The sequence below is a fragment of the Granulicella mallensis MP5ACTX8 genome, assembly GCF_000178955.2.
GTDB lineage: Bacteria > Acidobacteriota > Terriglobia > Terriglobales > Acidobacteriaceae > Granulicella > Granulicella mallensis.
Genome location: NC_016631.1, coordinates 5,999,664 through 6,018,413, shown reverse-complemented (window position 1 = coordinate 6,018,413; position 18,750 = coordinate 5,999,664). Strand labels below are relative to the sequence as shown.

At 60.4% G+C, this 18,750-nt stretch carries 13 protein-coding genes; 6 read left to right on the top strand and 7 right to left on the bottom strand.

Annotation, left to right across the window (positions count from 1 at the left end):
• Nucleotides 1–2: 2 nt before the first annotated feature.
• The 4 genes from edd to ACIX8_RS23410 all read right to left on the bottom strand — a co-directional run bounded on the left by edd (nt 3) and on the right by ACIX8_RS23410 (nt 4,204).
• Nucleotides 3–1,829: a phosphogluconate dehydratase gene (gene edd / locus ACIX8_RS23425; protein ID WP_014267883.1), complete on the bottom strand. Its 1,827-nt coding sequence runs from the start codon at nt 1,827–1,829 to the stop codon at nt 3–5.
• A gap of 132 nt (nt 1,830–1,961) precedes the next feature.
• Nucleotides 1,962–2,258 (bottom strand): hypothetical protein, encoded by a 297-nt coding sequence (locus ACIX8_RS23420; protein ID WP_014267882.1) that lies wholly within the window; start codon nt 2,256–2,258, stop codon nt 1,962–1,964.
• Between the two features lie 72 nt (nt 2,259–2,330).
• The gene (locus tag ACIX8_RS23415; RefSeq protein ID WP_014267881.1) at nt 2,331–3,494 is read right to left on the bottom strand and encodes an acyltransferase family protein; all 1,164 of its coding nucleotides are present in this window, start codon (nt 3,492–3,494) and stop codon (nt 2,331–2,333) included.
• Between the two features lie 98 nt (nt 3,495–3,592).
• Complete coding sequence (locus ACIX8_RS23410; protein WP_223295423.1) at nt 3,593–4,204, bottom strand: GNAT family N-acetyltransferase; 612 nt, start codon at nt 4,202–4,204, stop codon at nt 3,593–3,595.
• A 69-nt stretch (nt 4,205–4,273) separates the two neighbouring features.
• Between ACIX8_RS23410 and ACIX8_RS23405 the strand changes: the two genes are divergently transcribed.
• From ACIX8_RS23405 to ACIX8_RS23395, 3 genes are all read left to right on the top strand, one after another.
• Nucleotides 4,274–5,737 (top strand): deoxyribodipyrimidine photo-lyase, encoded by a 1,464-nt coding sequence (locus ACIX8_RS23405; RefSeq protein ID WP_014267879.1) that lies wholly within the window; start codon nt 4,274–4,276, stop codon nt 5,735–5,737.
• A 224-nt stretch (nt 5,738–5,961) separates the two neighbouring features.
• A complete protein-coding gene (locus ACIX8_RS23400) occupies nt 5,962–7,038 on the top strand; it encodes an alpha/beta hydrolase family protein (RefSeq protein ID WP_190273726.1) in 1,077 nt (358 codons plus the stop codon).
• 594 nt (nt 7,039–7,632) lie between these two features.
• Nucleotides 7,633–10,875 carry a TonB-dependent receptor gene (locus tag ACIX8_RS23395; RefSeq protein WP_014267877.1) on the top strand — a complete coding sequence of 1,081 codons (3,243 nt, stop codon included), beginning with the start codon at nt 7,633–7,635 and terminating at the stop codon, nt 10,873–10,875.
• 310 nt (nt 10,876–11,185) lie between these two features.
• Here ACIX8_RS23395 and ACIX8_RS23390 read toward each other — a convergent pair whose 3' ends face one another.
• From ACIX8_RS23390 to ACIX8_RS23380, 3 genes are all read right to left on the bottom strand, one after another.
• Nucleotides 11,186–11,617: a DUF2147 domain-containing protein gene (locus tag ACIX8_RS23390; protein ID WP_014267876.1), complete on the bottom strand. Its 432-nt coding sequence runs from the start codon at nt 11,615–11,617 to the stop codon at nt 11,186–11,188.
• Nucleotides 11,618–12,039: 422 nt separating this feature from the next.
• The gene (locus ACIX8_RS23385; protein ID WP_044179425.1) at nt 12,040–13,272 is read right to left on the bottom strand and encodes a class I SAM-dependent rRNA methyltransferase; all 1,233 of its coding nucleotides are present in this window, start codon (nt 13,270–13,272) and stop codon (nt 12,040–12,042) included.
• A gap of 281 nt (nt 13,273–13,553) precedes the next feature.
• On the bottom strand, nt 13,554–14,039 hold the full coding sequence (locus ACIX8_RS23380; RefSeq protein WP_014267874.1) for a heme-degrading domain-containing protein: 486 nt from the start codon (nt 14,037–14,039) through the stop codon (nt 13,554–13,556).
• 62 nt (nt 14,040–14,101) lie between these two features.
• Between ACIX8_RS23380 and ACIX8_RS23375 the strand changes: the two genes are divergently transcribed.
• The 3 genes from ACIX8_RS23375 to ACIX8_RS23360 all read left to right on the top strand — a co-directional run bounded on the left by ACIX8_RS23375 (nt 14,102) and on the right by ACIX8_RS23360 (nt 18,745).
• Nucleotides 14,102–15,448: a DUF2252 domain-containing protein gene (locus ACIX8_RS23375; RefSeq protein ID WP_014267873.1), complete on the top strand. Its 1,347-nt coding sequence runs from the start codon at nt 14,102–14,104 to the stop codon at nt 15,446–15,448.
• Between the two features lie 36 nt (nt 15,449–15,484).
• A complete protein-coding gene (locus ACIX8_RS23370) occupies nt 15,485–17,176 on the top strand; it encodes an NAD-dependent malic enzyme (protein WP_014267872.1) in 1,692 nt (563 codons plus the stop codon).
• 342 nt (nt 17,177–17,518) lie between these two features.
• Nucleotides 17,519–18,745: a BaiN/RdsA family NAD(P)/FAD-dependent oxidoreductase gene (locus tag ACIX8_RS23360; protein WP_014267871.1), complete on the top strand. Its 1,227-nt coding sequence runs from the start codon at nt 17,519–17,521 to the stop codon at nt 18,743–18,745.
• Nucleotides 18,746–18,750 lie beyond the last annotated feature (5 nt).

Here is an 18,750-nt window from a genome sequence, read left to right as displayed (position 1 = left end):
CCTCAGCTCCGACCTGAAAAGATCGAAGCTCCCTGGTCCGGCGTCCCCACGGTATTGCGGAACATGCTGAAAAGCTCCCGGCCCACCCCAAATTGCGACTCCGAGAGGTCTTCATGGACCGGCACGCGGGCCTCCCACTCGGCGGGATCCACCAGCGCGGTGAGTTCGTTGGTTCGGGCGTCGATGCGGAGACGGTCGCCATCGCGCAGCTTGGCGATGGGGCCGCCGTCCGCCGCTTCAGGCGTGAGGTGGATCGCCGAGAGCACATCGCCGGAGGCCCCGGAGAGCCGTCCGTCGGTGACCAGCGCCACCTTGAAGCCGTGGCTTTGCACGGCCTGCAGCGGTGGCAGCAACTTGTGCAGCTCCGGCATGCCGTTAGCGCGCGGCCCCTGGAAGCGCACGACGACGATGAGGTCGCGGTGCAGCTCACCCGCGAGAAATGCACCCTGCATCTCCTCCTGGCTGTGGAAGGTGCGGATAACTCCTTCAATCACGTGCCGGTCGTCCGCCACCGCCGAGGTTTTAACGATGGCCTTGCCGAGATTTCCCTGGAGCACGCCGAGGCCGCCATGGGGCTCGAACGGGTCGGCGATTGGGCGCAGGATCTTCGCCTCACCGCTGACGTCCACGCCCTCACGCCAGGTCAGCTCGCCCTCGGCGTTCAGGAAGGGCTCCTGCGTATAGCGGTCGAGCCCGGTACCCATGATGGTCTTGACGTCGCGGTGCAGCAGGCCCGCACCCAGCAGCTCGCGGATCAGGAAGCCCATGCCCCCGGCGGCGTGGAAGTGGTTCACGTCGGCCTTGCCGTTGGGATAGACGCGGACGAGCAGCGGCGTGACCTCGGCGAGCGCGGCAAAGTCGCTCCACTCGAGCTTGATGCCCGCAGCGGCGGCCATCGCGATCATGTGCATGGTGTGGTTGGTCGAGCCTCCGGTGGCCAGCAGCCCAACCAGGCCGTTGACGAAGACCCGCTCGTCGAGCATCGCGCCGATGGGGGTGTACTCCGGGCTGAGAGCGGTCAGGGCCAGGGTGCGGTGAACGGCGGCGCGAGTGAGGGCATCGCGCAGCGGCGTGTTTGCGTTCACGAAGGAGGAGCCGGGCAGGTGCAGGCCCATGATCTCCATCATCATCTGGTTGGTATTGGCGGTCCCGTAGAAGGTGCAGGTGCCGGGGCTGTGGTACGACTCGGCCTCGGCCTCGAGCAGCTCGGCGCGGCTGACCTTGCCCTCGGCATAACGCTGGCGGAGGATCTTGCGCTCGTCGTTGGAGAAGCCGGAGGGCATCGGGCCGCTGGGCAGAAAGACCGCCGGAAGATGTCCAAAGGACAGCGCCCCGATGACCAGGCCGGGGACGATCTTGTCGCAGATGCCGAGGAAGACGGCGGCGTCGAAGGTTTGGTGCGAGAGCGCGACGGCGGCCGAGAGGGCGATTACGTCGCGCGAGAACAGCGAGAGCTCCATGCCGGTTTCGCCCTGCGTGATGCCGTCGCACATGGCGGGAACACCGCCGGCGACCTGTGCCACCCCACCGGCTTCACGCGCGGCGGCGCGGATCAGCTCCGGGAAGCGCTCATAGGGCTGGTGCGCGGAGAGCATGTCGTTATAGGCCGTGATGATGGCGATATTTCCCTCATCTCCCTGGCGCAGGGCTGCCTTGTCGTGGGAACCGCAGGCAGCGAATCCGTGCGCCTGATTGGCGCAGCCCAGAGCCTGGCGGCGCGGAGTCGTGCGGGAGGAGGCGGCGACAGCCTGGAGATAGCGGGAGCGGGTAACCTGGCTGCGCTCCGCGATGCGGCGGGTGACTTCGGCGACGCGGTGATTCACATCCATGGCGAAGATACCTGGCACGAGACGGGAGTGCGGAATGAGAGCAGACACATGGGCGAAGTATATCCGATAATCGGACGAACTTGGCCTCTGAAAATCTCTATTGGAATGTGATTGTATTGAGCGGAGGTTAAATTACACCCCGAAATCGAACATGGGCCCGCGTTCGCGGAGCGGCTCGCCGGGGGCACCGGACTGGCAGCTCGGGCAGAGGCGGGCCTTGATGTCGAGCCCGTTGCAGCCATAGTCATGCCCGCAGAGTCCGCAGCGGAGGTGGTAGATGCTCTGGTTCGCGCGCGACGTAGAGGGCGCACCAGTCGCGGCGATGACTTTCTGCCGGTTTGAATTGGAAAACCCCGGCGCGGTGGTCTGAGATTGGGTTGCCGCAGAGGTAGAAGAGCGGCCGCGATAGGGCGAGGGCGTCAGCTTCATCCAGCGTCTGCCCCCAGCGGCCTGGCATAGATTAGGTCGGGGTGTGTTTGGCCACCCATGGATTGGAGCTTTCTAAGCGGGCCGGTTTGGTACAAAGGTAAAACTCTCTTTCCAGCGTAAAAAGGGTTGTTCAATCCAACGATAGGAGAGCCCCGCCAGGAGAATAGCCAGCAGCAGTTCAAGGCAGAGCCGTGCTGCGGAGATGCCAGTCCAGTGCCTCCAACCTGCCGGCCATCGTGGCATAAGCGTAAGTACGAGTATGTGATAGACATAGAGTCCGTAAGAGATTTTACCCAACCAAAGAATGGGTTGCGGAATCCAGGCTTCGGGCATCCCGAAGAAACTGAGAAACAGGGCGACGCACCCAACCAGGACGCAGCCGTAAAGTGCGGTCGGCGTCCACCAGATTGCAAGAGCCCCTGCCGCTGTATCGCCAAAGAGGTGTGTTCCGGCTACCCAGCAGGAAAGTCCCACTGCGCCGAGCAGCAGACGTGCCGCTCCCGGCATCCTGATCCCCTGCCGCGGTAGCCACGCCGCCACCAAGGCTCCGGCTGCGAAAAACTGCATTTCTACTAGTGAGTTGAATCGTAAAGAGGCATCCGAAAAACCGCCGCGGACGCCAAGCCACACCAGGACGGCATAAGAGACGGCCAGAATGGCTGTGGACACCGCAAACAGATTGCGCCGTCCACAGAACTTCGTAATCATCGGCCAGACCAGGTAGAACTGCTCTTCGACATTGACGCTCCACAAGATCCCGATGGCGCCCAGTGCTTTTGCCGTGCCGCAGGCAAGAAGCCAGTTGCCGCTGAAGAAGAAAAAGACGGCAAGGGCCTGGCCTGAGGGCAGCAGACGGAGCACTCCTATGCCGAGGAGAAGCACAACGACGAGAAACCAGTAATACAGCGGCCATATCCGCGCGATTCGCCGTCTATAAAAAGAGCCGAGGTGTACTCGTCCGGTGAGCTCCTTCTCCATCGAAAGTAAGGTGGTGATCAGGTATCCGCTCAACAGAAAGAACAGGCTTACGGCAAACTTCAGGCTGATGGAAAGGGTGTCTCGAAGGTTAGTGCCAGCATTGGGACGACTGAGCGAATGATGGCAAAAGATGCAGAGAAAGGCGAAGAAGCGCAGTGCATCCAACTCGGGCCGGTAGAAACCTCGCCGCGAGGGTCTGTGTGAAGCTAAGCCATCTGTCGCCTCTACGCTCGAAGTGGTTGCCGTCGCTTTTGCCAAAAAAACCTCGAAGAACCTGCTAGAAAACTCGCATCGATCTTGCAGGTGTCTCTAAGCTGGATCTCAGATCTGACTTAGAGATAGAGACAAGATACACATTACAGGTCGAGTGCAAAGATCAGGTCGCAACAGACCTGCGTGCCGACGGTGAAGGTGCGGGTCCCGGCCTCGTTGAATCCATTGCGGCGATAGAAGCCAATGGCGCGCTCATTGCCGGCGTGCGTTCCGAGCAACAGGCGGGTGCGTCCGAGGGCGAGGGCGTCGGCGATGGCCGCGTCCATGAGGGCCTGCGCCGTGCGAACACCGGGGTGCCCCGCGACCGGGGTAGCCGACGAGCGGAAGCGCGAGAACAGGTAGATGCGCTTGAGCTCGATGTCGGTGGGCAGAACGTCGAAGCTGGGAAGCTCGGGCGCGGTGAGCATGGTGTAGCCTACGGGCACGTCCGCACCAGCCACGGCCATCGTGATGCGGGTATCGGGTTTGGCGAGGTAGGCGGCATAGGCTTCGGGCGTGTGATTCTTCGCGCAGTGGGCGACGATGTCGGCGCCGGGCAGCATCCAGGTAAAGGCTTCGAGAAAGGTGGCGGCGCCGACGAGTGCGAGCGCGGCGGCATCGGCGGCTGTGGCTCGGCGCAGGGTGACGGGCTCAACGGTGGGCGGTACGGTGGGGATACGGGTATCGACGGACATAAAGACTCTCGCAAAACCCATGGTAATTGCAGGGCAGCAGGATAACGTTGAGGTTGCATCGGGCATCGATAGGGTGACGAGGGAGTTCCATTGAAGAGTGCACAGGAGCAGGATGCAGAGCACGCAAGAATCGCCGAAGCGTTTGCGCGAGATGAGAGCCTATCGAAAGAGCTGCGCGCCCTGGCCGATGATGCGCGGGTAACGGTCCGGCGCGCGGGTGCTCCGGCAAAGGGGAAATGCGTCGTCTACTGGATGCAGCGGGCACAGCGCGGGCGCGATAATCACGCACTCGACAAAGCCATCGAGGTCGCGAACGTGTTGGGACTGCCGTGCGTCGCGTACTTCGCGGGGATCAAAAACTTTCCCCATGCGAACCTACGGCACTATGCGTTCCTCAACCAAGGCTTGCCCGATATAGAAGAGGACTGCGCGGCGCGTGGTGTGGGTTTCGTGATGCGTCGCGCTCCTGAGGAAGATCACGAGCGTTTCTTCGCGGATGTGGACGCCGCGATGGTGATTGGCGACGAGAACCCGATGCGCGAGCCGGAGCGATGGCGCGCCAAGCTAGCGAAGAGCCTGCGCGTTCCCTTCTGGACGGTGGACGCGGACGTGATCGTGCCGTCGAAGCTGCTGGAGAAGGCGCAGTTCAGCGCGGGCGTCGCGCGTCCCCGGCTGTATCGCGCACTGCCGGAGTTTTTGCACGACTATGAGAATCCAGCGGCACTAAAGGTCTGGCGAAAACCGCGCGGACTGCACACCGACGACATACGCGAGGACATGACCCGCGGGTGGAAGGACTTCGACCGCTCCGTTCTTCCGGTTGCCGCCTGGCAGGGAGGTCACCACGCGGCGATGAAGCGTTTGCACCTCTTCTGCGGCCAGATGCTGGAGACCTATGACCGCGACCGCAATCACCCGGAGCTCGATGGTTCGAGCAAGCTGAGCCCGTATCTGCACTTCGGGCACCTCGGCCCTCTGACGATTGCGCTCGCGCTGAACGCACAGGTGAAGCGTCAACCGAAGCTGGCCGCCGCGCGCGATAGCTACTTCAACGAACTGATCGTGTGGCGTGAACTGGCGGTGAACTTCGTGCGCTACCAGCCGGAGTACGACTCGCCTGGATGCGCCGATAACTGGGCCCGCGCGACGATCGCCGAGCATGATCGCGATGAACGCGAGGTGCTCTACACGCTCGCGCAGCTCGAGGGCGCTCGCACTCACGACGAGCTATGGAACGCCGCACAGTTGCAGATGGTGCGCTACGGTTGGATGCACAACTATCTGCGCATGTACTGGGCCAAGAAGATCGTGGAGTGGACGCGCAACACCGCGACGGCGATGAAGTGGGCCATCTATTTGAATGACCGGTATTTTCTGGATGGCCGCGACCCGAACGGATATGCAGGTGTGGCATGGGCCGTGCTGGGCAAGTTCGACCGTGCCTGGGGCGAGCGTCCCGTGTTCGGCAAACGCCGCTATATGTCGGGCGCGAGTACCGGCAGGAAGTTCGATGCGGAAAAGTACAAAGAGCAGATGAATGCACTACCGGAGTAGGTCGTGTATCAAGCTTTGTTCCAGCTTAGTTCCGTATTTGTTTTGAAAGGGCGGGCTTCAGCCCCGCCGTCAGGGTAGCCCCGAAAGCGGCTTCAGCCGCGGAGGGAACGATGGCTACCTGGCCAGCAAATCCAGCCACTGGACATACTTTTTGTCGAACTGACTTAGCACCAGATCGCAGAAACTGCATCTAAGCTGGAATCATGCGGAGACTGATTCTCATCTTGGTTTCACTAGGATGTGCTGCGGTCGCACCCCTGTCCGCCCAATCCACCGCGCGCGTTGGCCTGGCGACGCGCGTGTTTCATCCGGAGCAGAGGCGCAACTGGCGCGGGGCAGAGCATAAGGAGCTGCGCTGCACGATCTGGTATCCGGCGGCCTCAACGGCCACGGAGACGAAGCAGTTGATTGGGCCTCCGGACGAGCCGCTGTTTGAGGCCGGTTCTGCAGCGCTCAATGCGGAGTTCGCACCTGCCTTGCGGAAGCTTCCGCTGGTGCTGCTGTCGCACGGCTCTGGCGGTTCCGCGGAGCAGTTTGCCTGGCTGGGCACGGCGCTGGCGCGGGCAGGGTATATCGCGGTCGCGGTGGACCACCCGGGCAACAACTCGCACGAACCCTACACCAGCGAAGGCTTCATCCTGTCATGGGAGCGCGCGACCGATCTGAGCGAGGTCCTTGACGGAGTGTTGGCAGACGCGGAGTTTGGGCCGCACATCGATCCGCAGCGAGTGGGGGCGGCGGGGTTCTCCATCGGTGGCTACGCCGTGATGGAGATAGCCGGCGCCCAGACGGACATCAGCATCCTCTTCGACTTCTGCAAGGAGCATCCGGACACAACCTCCTGCCATGTACCCGAGATGCGCGGTATGGGCAGTCCGAAGGAGATGTTACAGGCGGTGCGCAAGTCCAGCAGGGAATCGCTGGCCCGCTCGGGAGAGTCGTTTCGCGACGAGCGGGTGCAGGCCGTATTTGCAATCGCTCCCGCCAATGGCATGGTGCTCACGGATGAGAGCCTGCGGGCGATGCGCCTTCCGGTAGAGATGGTTGTGGGCAAGACGGATCCGATTGCCGACCCTCGCGATAACGCGAACTGGATTCACATGAACGTACGTGGCTCGCGGGAGACCCTGCTCTCGGGCGGCGTGGAGCACTATACCTTTCTCGATACATGCACAGCCGCGGGGAAGAGCAAGTTGGGAGTTTACTGTGCGGACAACGCCGGGGTAAATCGCGATGCGGTGCATGCGCAGGTGGCCGCGATGGCTGTGAAGTTCTTCGATCGTGCGTTGAAGGCAAGATAGCTAAAGCAGTTTCGGCCTGAACCGAATCAAGGTAGATGCACCTATGGTGCTTTTTATATCACCATAGAATCGTCATCCTGAGCGTAGCGTCCCGGCTTTTGGGGACGCGAAGTCGAAGGACCCCGAGAATCGCAATCCAGCCCATGCCCTTCGCACCTTTTTGACCTCAAGCGCTCGAGCCTGGACCTTCGTGCTGGAAAGATCCCAACACTATGGGCGAGATAACCCCCTCGGGGTCCTTCGACTCCGCGCCTCGCAAAAGCACAAGGCGCTACGTTCAGGATGACGATTCTGTGATGCTCTGAACAAGAATATATAGGTAACGAGTAAAGCTGAAACTATTCTCGACATACTCGGTAGTTACTACCATTGCAACAGATATTCAGCTCTGCTATAAGTTCTTTATGAATTCAGTCTCTCTACTCGTGTCTGTCTGCTCCGAGTGTTGCCGTGCCTGCGCATGGGCCAGAGACTGTGTCCGCTGATAAAGCTGACTCCAATTTTCTCTAAATGGCCCGCAGGTTTTCCCTGCGGGCCATTTTCTTTTTACGTTGGTCTCTTACCCAATTACTCGCAACACAGTTTGGAGGCATCATGGGTAGCACTCGAACGATCAAGCAACAAATCATCCATGTTTTTCTATCAGGGTTCTTACTGACGCTTTTTGTCATGACACCTGCGCAAGCCATCGCTCAGACCTTTCGCGGCGGCATCAACGGCACACTCGCGGATAAGTCCGACGCGGCAATTCCTGATACTCAGGTTACGGCAACCGATGAAGAGACAGGTGTAGTTCACACCACCATAACTTCAAAGTCTGGTGGCTATAGTTTTCAGGATCTGCCGCTTGGCAGCTATACAATCCACGTCGCCACCTCTGGATTTCAACCGATCAATATAAAGGGCGTTACGGTAAGCGCAGGTGCAATCTATACCTTGCCACTGCACCTGAACGTTGCGGATCAAAGCACCTCCGTTGAAGTTCTGGCCGATGCTCTGTCGCTCGACACGACGACAACGCAGCAGACGACTGTTATCGGGGGCAAGTCTCTGCAGTCCTTGCCGCTCAATGGCCGTGACTTCAAGAAGATCGTTGGCGTCATTCCCGGCTTTGCCGGTTATACCGGCGTGCTCGGCGCCATCAACGGAGCGCGCACCAACCAGACGAACTGGCAGCTCGACGGTACGGACAACAACGATCTCTGGGCCAATAACTCGGCTATCAACCAGAGCGGTATTGGCGGCATTGCAGGAACGGTGTTGCCGCTGGATGCCGTCGACCAGTTCTCGATCCAGACACAATCGACCGCTGAAACCGGACGCAATCCAGGTGCAACGGCCAACCTGGTGATCAAGTCCGGGACTAACAGCCTGCATGGCAGCGCGTACTACTACAACCGCAACGAGGCGCTCGCCGCGGACCCGGTCTTCGTTCCCAGGACGAAGCTGCGCAACGAGGCGTATGGCTTCTCATTTGGCGGTCCCATCCGCCGCGATCGCACCTTCTACTTTGCTTCGTATGAAAGACAGCAGTTTCTCATCGGTGTGTTGACGACCGGAACCGAGCCCTCGACTGCCTATCAGGCAGAGGCGCAAAACCTGCTTGGGTTGAATGGGCTTTCAGTCAATCCACTTTCAACAAATGTATTAAATCTTCTCTGGCCAGCTTCTGTTCTGACTGGGCCCGCGACCGCGAACAACTATATTCCCTCGGCTGAAAACGGCTATAGCAACAATGGAGTCATCAAACTCGATCACAACTTCAACGAGAAAAATAGTATCTCCGCCCGCTGGATCGTCGGCCAGGGAAATCAGACAGCGCCTGTAGGGTCCTATATCAAGGATTATTACGAGGTAGCTCCTATCCACGTTCAGAACTATTCGATCGTGTATAACGCTGTTGTTACGCCGCGCCTGACGAATCAGTTGCTGTTTGGTGTCAGTGCTTACAACCAGGTATTTCACGACTTCAATCACAGCTTCGATGTGAATGCCGCAGGCCTGATTACCGATGTCGCCAATGGCGCACCGCTCATTAAGATCGGTAGCTTCGATCCAACCGGTGAGACGCCTCCGGAGGGTCGCAACGACATTGTTGGGCACGTCACGGAAGCTCTGTCGTATAACATCGGCTCGCACCAGCTTCGTTTTGGTGGGGAGTTCCGCAAGGCCCAGCTTGATGAGTTCTACTACCGCAACGGACTGGGAACCTTTACGTTCGATGGTTCGCAGGGCGGGTATAAGACAAACCCCTATAGTTCCGATTCGAATGTGGCCGCATTGGCGGACTTCCTTGCCGGCAAAGTAGTCTCGTCATCCCTGGCGCGCGGCAACGCAGAGCGTTTGGTGTACGTGAATAACTTTGATTTGTTTGCCCAGGACTCATGGCAGGTCACGCATCGCTTGAATGTGAACTATGGTGTTCGTTACGACTATGAAGGTCCATTGCATGACGGCACCAAAGATCTGCCCACCTTTGTTCCTTCGCTCGGCGGCCTCGTTGTGCAGGGAGACGGCATTGGCAGCCTTTACCCAACGCAGTACACGAACGTCGCTCCACGCCTCGGCTTCTCCTTTCAGCCACAGGAGAATGGCCGCCTCGTTCTGCGGGGCAGCTATGGCGTTTTCTATGACTCAACTTCGCTGAGCCCCTTCCTCGACAACCGTCCCGGCAACGGCGGCCCCAACGGCTTTGAAGGCAATCCTACTGGCACTTCACCCGTACAGACCATCAGCCAGAATGCTTATACCTGGGAGACGGGCGTGCCTCTCTTCCAGGGAAGTCCTTCCAGCATCCTGAACCTGTTTTCAGTGAGCCAGAACTTCAAGACACCCATCACCTCCAACTACACCCTGGGCATCGAGCAGTCTTTAGGGTCGAAGGCCATCTTCTCGTTGGGATATGTGGGCAGCCAAAGCCGGCATCAGGTGGCGTTGGTGGATATTAATCAGTCTGGTTTGAATCCGGCTTCGCCAACCAATCCACTCGTAGGAGTTCTTGGCGGCAAGCCCGGATCGGTACAGCAATCTTCCCGTCCCTATTACTCGCAGTTCCCAACCTACGGTGTGATTAACCAGGTGGAGACGATTGGAAACTCCAACTACAACTCTCTGCAGGCAACGGTGCGTACCAGTGCGTGGCATGGTGTTAGTTCACAATTCAATTACACCTGGAGCCACAATCTGGACGACATGACGCAGTACCGCAGCAAGCTGCCCCAGAACAGCAATAACTTCAGAGGTGAATACGGCAACTCGGACTATGACACTCGTCATGGTTTTAATGGCGCTGTCAGCTATGAGCTGCCCAGATTCGGCAAAGGTCCTAAGTGGCTGGCGGAAGGCTGGCAAGCCAACGGCTTGATCAATCTGCATGGCGGCGCGCCGTTCAACATCACTACCTCCAGCGATACAACGGGAACGAACGAAGGCTATCAACGGGTCAATCTCGTCGGTAAGCCGTTCGACGTCTCACACAACTTCATTCCGACGAAGACCTCGCGTTATGTGCAGTGGGTTAACCCAGCGGCCTTTGCTGCGCCTGCGGTCGGAGCCTTCGGCACACTGCGTCGCAATGCCTACTACGGACCGGGCTATGCGTCGGCAGATCTATCACTCTTCAAGACGACGCACATCACGCAACGCGTTTCGGCCCAGTTCCGTGCTGAGTTCTATAACATCACCAACCGTATCAATCTCGCGCCTCCAAGCTCTTCGTCTTTTGGATCGAGTTCCTTCGGGCGCAGCACGGATACGATCGGCGATTTCAACGGAGCGCCCGGCATCGGTCCTGGCGAACCTTTCAACACTCAGCTGGCTTTGAAGCTTCTCTTCTAACGAAGGCGACACTAGGTAGTGTGACGAATCGAAGATAGCGGTTTTTGTTTTTGTCTTTGCTTCTGAGATAGGTCCGGGCTTTAGCCCGGACATTCAGAACGGTCGATAAATGGGGCTTCAGCCCCTGGGATAGGCTCTCCTCCCCGCAGGCAGAGATGCCAAGAGAGAGGAAGGCTCGTCCCAGGGGCTGAAGCCCCATTCGTATTGGTCCCGTCATGCCCTGGCTAAAGCCCGGGCCTATCTCAGAAGCAAAGACAAAAAACAGTCCTCGATTCGTCAGACACTACCTAAAACCCGGCACTGTTGGCGATTATTTACAGGCAACGACCGTCGACACGCGATGCCATATCTCAGTACGTCCCAACAGCGAAATCCCGATATACCCATGCAGCTTGAGGTCATCGCCCTCTGCGGTGATCGTCCCCTTGTAGGTTCTGCCGGACTGGGGATCGTAGAGATGCCCGCCATCGAGATGATTGGCATCGATCCGCTGGAAACCCATGCCGACATCGAGCCCGCAAAGCGGTCGGTTATGCTGCCCGGCATCAGGGTTCTTCAGGTCCGTTGTTTCAGGCGAAGTGGGAGAAACCTTGACGATCTTCGCACATACATCACTGCCACAGGGGTAGAGGCGTACGACGGATTGGGTCGGGGTGATCCAGTCGCCGAGTACGCCGGTGGCGGCGTGGGCCGAGGTGTTCAAAGTCAGAAGCAAAAGGTAAGTCGCAGTTAAAAGTCGCATGATCTTCTCTCAATCCTAGTTGGATGCGGGCCAACGTTTAATGGTGAGGGGCTAGGTGGTGTCTGACGAATCGGAGACCCAGCCTTAGAGCGAAACCAAGTTCTCTGCACTCATAGCTTTTGTTTTACGTCTCCCCGCAGAATCGTCATCCCGAGCGTAGCGTCCCAGCTTTTGGGGCGCGGAGTCGAAGGACCCCGAGGGTTGCAATCTTGCCTATACCTTTTGCACCTTTTCCACCTCAAGCGCCCGAGCTCGGACTTTCGTGCTGGAAAAAGGTCCCAACATCATAGGCTAGGCCAAGTCCCTCGGGGTCCTTCGGCTCGGCGCCTCGCAAAAACGCGAGGCGCCGAGCCGAAGGATGACGTCCCTGTGGGGAAACAAAATATGTGATTCGCTGTTGTCCTCGATTCGTCAGACACTCCCTAATCCACGCGGCAGATCAGGCATTTGAGGTAGCGCGTCTCGGGCAGCGTGAGCACCTCGGGATGATCGGGGGCAGCGGCGCGGGTCTCGATCAGTTGCACGCGGCGTCCGGCATCGGCTGCGGCCGAGGCGATGATGCCGGTAAAGTCTTCGAGCGAGACGTGGTGCGAGCAGGAGTTCGTAATCAGCGTTCCGCCGGCGGAGAGCATGCGCAGCGCACGCAGGTTCAGCTCCTTGTAGCCGCGCAATGCGCCCTCTGCGGCGCGCTTGGACTTCGCAAAGGCAGGCGGGTCGAGCACGATGGCGTCGAAGCGTTCGTGCTGTGTGTCGTAGGCGCTCAGCAGTTCGAAGGCGTCCGCTTCGATCCAATCGGTCTCGGCCTTCAACTGTGGATTGAGCGCGAGGTTCTGGTCGGCAACTTCGAGCGCGGTGCGGCTGGCGTCGACACCGGTGACCCGTTCGCAGACCTGCGCCAGATGCAGCGCGAAGCCGCCGTGATAGGTGCAGACATCGAGTGCCCGGCCGGTGCGGCCGCTAGCGCGCACCTGGGCCGCTGCCGCAGCGTAGTTCAGACGCTGGTCGAGGAACGCGCCGGTCTTCTGCCCGGCGCCGACGTCGTACCCGAAGCGCAGGCCGTTGAGCGTGAACTGGGTCGTCGTCGCGGGAGAATCCGTTGCCGAAAAGAGCGGGCCGGGTGCGGGCGCTTCAAGCTTCTCCATCTCGCGAATACGGGGATCGGGCCGCTCCCACAGGGTCAACGGCTCGCCATTGGGAGCAAGGCCTGCACGAAGCGCCGCAACGACGGTCTGGCGAACGTCGTCCTGCGCGGTGCCCTGCGAGAGCAGTTGCAGGATGACGAGGTCGTTGTAGCGGTCGGCAAGGATGCCGGGAAGGTTGTCGGCCTCGCTGAAGAGCAGGCGATGAGCGTTGTTCTCTTCGTTGACGGGCGCGAGCTCACGGCGCAGTTGCAGGGCTGCCTCGATGCGGGTGCGGATGTCGCTGAGGTACTGCTCGCGGGAGAGCTCGGGTGTGCGCGAGACAAGACGCGCCGCGATCTTCGAGGCGCTGGAATAAAGTGCCGTGCCGAGCTGCTGGTTGCGTGCGTCGGTGACGGTGACAAGCGAGCCGGGCGCGGGTTCGACTTCTATGGCCTCAAGGTCTGTCCGGTAGATCCAAAGGTGGCCTGAGAGGAGACGGTCAGCGGCGCGGCGGGTAATGCGGAGTGTTGACATGTTGTTCAAGTGTAGCGAGTGTGTGCTCTTGCTGTTGCTTTTCTTGTTCTTGCTGTTGCCTTTCTTGCTTGTCATTCCCGAAGGGAATCTGCTTCCCGTCTTCGCTCGTATCACGACAAACGTTATGCGCTAGCGAAAATTATTCCTTCCCGTTTTTGCCCGCACCTTCTACGCAGTACAACCAAAGAACGGGAGAAAGCAGATTCCCTTCGGGAATGACAACAAAAAAAGCAAAAACAAGAAAGGCAACAGCAAAGACAAAGACGCTTTCTTGCCCGTCTTTATCCCAGCTCCGGCACCGCTATCCCCAGCACCTCCGCTAGCGCAGAAACCGCCAGCCCATGATCATCACGCTGCGGCAATCCGGAGACGATCAAACTCCCCACGAATCCCACCCCAACAACATGGATCGGAAACCCGCCCCCATGCGCGGCATAGTCCTTGAGCTCCAGCCCATGCCTCCCCAGCAGCGTCTCCCCATCCCGTTCGAGGATGCGGCCGATGGCATAGGAGCTGCGCGCGAACCTCTTTACCGTGTTGCGTTTGCGGCGAATCCAGTCCGCCTGTCCCGGCGTTGCGCCTGCCGTCGTGCAGGCGAACAATACCTGTCCGGCAAGTTCGATCTCCACCGTTCCGCCCGCACCGCGTTCGACCAGCTTTGACCGCAGGATGCCGCCCAGTTTCCAGGCCGTGTCCGCGTCGAAGGCGGTGAAGCGCAACGCCTTTTCCTGTTCTTCGATTACTGCAAGATCTTCCGCTGCATTCATTCGGGTGTCCTCTCCATCCACTATCATCGGGCAAACGCCCTTGATTGCCTACAGAGGATCCTATGTCCATACCGCTGACTCATGCCGACCGCCACGCCCTGGGGGTTCGTGCCCGCAAACAACTGGCTCGCAGCGCTCACGCCCACTTTGACCTCTCGGCCTGCCCCCAGGCGCCGCTCGATCTATTGCGGGACTCCATGCGTGGCCGCATCGCCCGGCTGGTGCAGGTCAAGTACGAGCGCATGGTCGCATCAGCCTTTGGATTCTTTCGCGGTGCCGTGCCGATCATGGCTGCCGATCTCGCCTGCCATCCCAACACCGGGATCACCACCCAGCTCTGCGGCGATGCGCACGTCAACAACCTCGGCGCCTATGCGGGCTTCGACGGCCGCATCGTCTTCGACATTAACGACTTCGATGAGACGATCCACGGGCCGTTCGAGTGGGACGTCAAGCGGATGGCCACGAGTCTCCTGCTTGCGGGCCGCGAGGCCGGCATTCGGCGGGCTGCCCGTCAGGAGGCGGTGGCGACCTTCACCGAGCGCTATCGCCGTTCGATGAGCGAGTTCTCGGTCATGCCGGTGCTGGAGATTGCGCGGTATCAGATCCACCGGCTCGGGCACATCGATCCCATCCCGGCGATTCTGGAGACAGCCGAACGCTCCACGCCGCAGAGATTGCTGGTCAAGCTCACCGAGCCCGCTCGTCCCGGCACGAAGGCGGCCGTCAAAAATGCAACGGCGTCGCGCCGCTTTCGATCCGAGCCGCCGCTGCTCGAAAGGCTCGGACCCAAGGAGGCGCAGACGGTGCTCGATGCGCTGACGCCCTACGTCCGCACGCTGCAGCCGGAGCGCCGCCACTTTCTCGCGCAGTACGGCGCAGTCGATGTGGCGTTCAAGGTCGTCGGCACCGGCTCCGTCGGGCAGCGCGACTATTGTGTGTACTTCGAAGGCTGGAGCCGCGCCGAGTCCACCGATCCGCTCTTCCTGCAGATCAAGGAAGAGGCGGCCTCTGCCTACGCTCCGTATCTCCCTGAGGACGCTTCGGGTCATACGCACCAGGGACATCGCGTAGTCGACGGCCAGCGTGCCCTGCAGCTTACCTCCGATCCTTTCCTCGGCTATACCTCCATTGAAGGGCGCGATTACCTGGTGCGTCAGTTGAACGATCACAAGGCCTCGCTCGATCTCCTGACCCTCGATGCCGTTGGCCTGCAGGGCTATGCTGATCTCTGTGGCGAGTTGCTCGCACGCGGGCATGCGCGGGCGGGTGATCCGGTGGCCATCTCGGCGTATCTCGGCAATTCCGATCGCTTCGATCGCGCGATTCTCGCCTTTGCGCATTCCTATGCCGACAAGACCGAGCACGATTGGGGTTTGCTGAAGAAGAGCTTCAAGAAGACCAAATAAGCGATTCCCAAAGCCCGGTTCTGTAAAATCAGCGGGATGGCCCCGCCGCGCGCAACGCCCGAGTTTGTCGAGACCTCCCTTACCGGTCTCGGTCTGCTGAGTACGCCGATCTTCAACAAAGGCACGGCTTTTACCGAAGCCGAGCGCGATGCTTTCTCGCTGCACGGCCTGCTGCCGCCCCAGGTGGGCGACCTCAATCAGCAGGTAGCCCGGCGCATGAAGGCGTTTCACGCGCTGCCTGACGACTTCTCCCGCTACACCTTCATGCGCGACCTGCAGGACGTGAATGAGACGCTCTTCTACGCACTCATCACCCGCAACGTCGAGGAGATGTTGCCGGTGGTCTACACGCCCGCTGTCGGCGAAGGCTGCCAGCGCTTCTCCGAGATCTGGCGCAAGCCGCGCGGCGTGTTCCTGAGCTATCCGAATCGTGAGCGTATCGAGACGATCCTCAAGCACCCGCGCTATGACGGCGTGCGCTGCATCGTGGTCTCAGACGGCGAGCGCATCCTGGGCCTCGGCGATCAGGGCGCGGGCGGCATGGGCATTCCCATCGGCAAGCTCGCGCTGTACACGGCGCTGGCGGGCATTCATCCGCTGAGCTGTCTGCCGGTCTTTCTCGATGTCGGCACGGACAACGCCGAGCGCATCGCCGACCCACTGTATCTCGGCTGGAAGCACGAACGGGTGCGCGGCGAAGAGTACGACCGCTTCGTCGATCGCTTCGTGCGCGTCGTAAAGAAGCGCTGGCCCCATGTGTTGTTGCAGTGGGAGGACTTCGCCGGGCATAATGCCGGGCGCTTGCTGGATCGCTATCGCGACGCACTGCCGAGCTTCAACGATGACATCCAGGGCACGGCTGCGGTGGCAACGGCTACCGTGCTGGCTGCGGTCAACGTCACTGGCGTGCCTCTACGGGAGCAACGATTTGCCGTGTTGGGCTTCGGCTCAGCAGGGCGGGGAATCGCCGGGCTGCTCTGTAGCGCGCTGGCGCAGGTGGGGCTGAGCGAGTCTGAGGCGCGTAGCCGCTTTTACGCCGTGGATAAAGACGGCTTGCTGGTGGAAGGCATGGACGGCCTGCGCACAGAGCAGGCAGCCTTCGCGCAGCCAAAAGCCTCGGTGGCCGATTGGCAACGCGGAGACAACGGTATCGGCTTGCTGGAGGTCGTGAAGCGCGTGAGGCCGACGGTCCTGATCGGCGTCTCCGGCCAGCCCGGCGCGTTCACGGAGGATGTGATTCGCGCCATGGCCGCTGGGGTTGCGCGGCCGGCCATCTTCCCGCTGTCGAACCCAACCAGCCGCAGTGAAGCGCATCCGGCGGACCTGTTGCGATGGACCGAAGGCCGTGCGATCGTCGGCACCGGAAGTCCATTTGGTGCGGTCGACTACGAGGGTAAACAACATCGCATCGCACAGACGAACAACTCGTACATCTTTCCCGGAATGGCGTTGGGCATTCTCAGTGCACGCGCCAAACGGGTGAGCGACTCGATGATTATGGCCGCCGCGCAGGCGCTCGCGAGCATGTCTCCAACGGTAAAAAATTCGCAGGGTGCGCTGCTGCCACCGCTCGACACATTGCGAGAGGTCTCAATCAGCGTCGCGCTGGCGGTCGGACGAGAAGCCGCTGCGGAAGGCCTGGCTGCCGTGCGCGGCGAGGCCTTCGAACAAGCCCTGCGCGCGAACATCTGGGAGCCGGTATATCTGCCCTACAGGCGGCGCAAGTAGTGCCGGAAATTCTTGTTCACGTCCTCCCCACAGAATCGTCATCCTGAGCGGAGAGCCTCGCGTTTTTTGCGAGGCTCGGAGTCGAAGGACCCCGAAGGACTTGACCTCGCCCATGATCTCCGGACCTTCTCCACCACAAAGGTCCAGGCTCGAGCGCTTGAGGTAGAAAAGGTGCTAAGAGTATGGGCAAGGGGTCAACCCTCGTGGTCCTTCGACTTCGCATCCCAAAGGCCGGGACGCTTCGCTCAGGATGACGATTTCGTGGGGATATAAACAAAAGACCTTTTGTCCGCAACTTAAAGGCCCATGCTCCCTTCAGCTTTATCCATAGAATCGAAAAGGATGTCTCCACTCTTACCTGAATTCGATGTGATCGTACTCGGCGCCGGCGCAGCAGGAATGATGTGCGCCTTCGAGGCCGGCCGTCGCGGACGGCGGGTGCTGCTGCTCGATCACGGTGAACGCGTAGGCCGCAAGATTCTGATCTCCGGCGGAGGACGCTGCAACTTCACGAATGTCCACACCCGCGCAGAGAATTTTCTCAGTGCCAACCCCCACTTTGCGAAGTCAGCACTGGCGCGGTTTACGCCGTCGGACATGATCGCACTGGTGGAGAAGCACGGCATCCGCTACCACGAGAAGACGCTGGGACAGTTGTTCTGTGACGACTCCGCGCAGCGCATCGTGACGCTCCTCGAGCGCGAGTGTGGTGAGGCCGGTGTCGAGATTCGATGTGGCGTGAAGGTAAACACTGTGCGCCGCGAAAGCACACTCGCGCATGCGACGAAGTTCATTGTCGAAACCAGCGTGGGAGACTTCACGTGTGAGTCGGTGGTGGTAGCCACGGGCGGTCTATCAATCCCGAAGATGGGCGCAACGGGCTTCGGCTATGAGCTCGCGCAGCAGTTCGGGCATTCGCTGGTTGAGCCGCGCGCCGCTCTGGTGCCGCTGGTATTCGCCCCTGAGGACCGCGAGCGCTGGTGCGATCTCTCCGGCGTTTCGTTTGAGGTAATGGCTCGCGCAGGAGCCTCCGGCAAGGCCAAATCGCGTCCGCAAACCACGCCGGAGTTTCGAGAGAAGCTGCTCATCACGCATCGCGGAGTGAGCGGCCCTGCGGTGCTGCAGGTGTCGTCGTACTGGAAGCCCGGCGAGCAGGTACGCTTCGATCTCGCACCCAGCCGTGAAGTGCTCGCATCGCTGCTTGAGAAGAACGCGCGGCGTGAGCCGGCAAGTCTTGTGAGCGCCCTGCGTACAGTGCTTCCGGCACGCATGGCCGAGCGCTGGGTTGCGGCGCAGCCTTCGCATGATTGGACGAACACCGGAATCGCCCGCATGGAGGCCGAACTGCACGCCTGGACTCTGACGCCCGCGGGCACAGAGGGCTTTGCAAAGGCGGAGGTGACGGTGGGTGGCATCGACACCTCCGAGCTGGACGCACGCACGATGGAGAGCCGCCGCATGCCCGGTCTGTACTTCATCGGCGAGGTCGTCGATGTGACCGGGTGGCTGGGCGGGTACAACTTTCAGTGGGCGTGGGCGAGTGCGGTGTCGGCGGGTAGTGTGGCGTAACTGCT

Coding starts and splice junctions, on each gene's coding strand:
- ACIX8_RS23385 (WP_044179425.1), bottom strand. CDS start 13,272: ATGTCAACACTCCGCATTACCCGCCGCGCCGCTGACCGTCTCCTCTCA.
- ACIX8_RS23380 (WP_014267874.1), bottom strand. CDS start 14,039: ATGAATGCAGCGGAAGATCTTGCAGTAATCGAAGAACAGGAAAAGGCG.
- ACIX8_RS23395 (WP_014267877.1), top strand. CDS start 7,633: ATGGGTAGCACTCGAACGATCAAGCAACAAATCATCCATGTTTTTCTA.
- ACIX8_RS23390 (WP_014267876.1), bottom strand. CDS start 11,617: ATGCGACTTTTAACTGCGACTTACCTTTTGCTTCTGACTTTGAACACC.
- edd (WP_014267883.1), bottom strand. CDS start 1,829: ATGGATGTGAATCACCGCGTCGCCGAAGTCACCCGCCGCATCGCGGAG.
- ACIX8_RS23420 (WP_014267882.1), bottom strand. CDS start 2,258: ATGAAGCTGACGCCCTCGCCCTATCGCGGCCGCTCTTCTACCTCTGCG.
- ACIX8_RS23410 (WP_223295423.1), bottom strand. CDS start 4,204: ATGGGTTTTGCGAGAGTCTTTATGTCCGTCGATACCCGTATCCCCACC.
- ACIX8_RS23360 (WP_014267871.1), top strand. CDS start 17,519: ATGTCTCCACTCTTACCTGAATTCGATGTGATCGTACTCGGCGCCGGC.
- ACIX8_RS23375 (WP_014267873.1), top strand. CDS start 14,102: ATGTCCATACCGCTGACTCATGCCGACCGCCACGCCCTGGGGGTTCGT.
- ACIX8_RS23370 (WP_014267872.1), top strand. CDS start 15,485: ATGGCCCCGCCGCGCGCAACGCCCGAGTTTGTCGAGACCTCCCTTACC.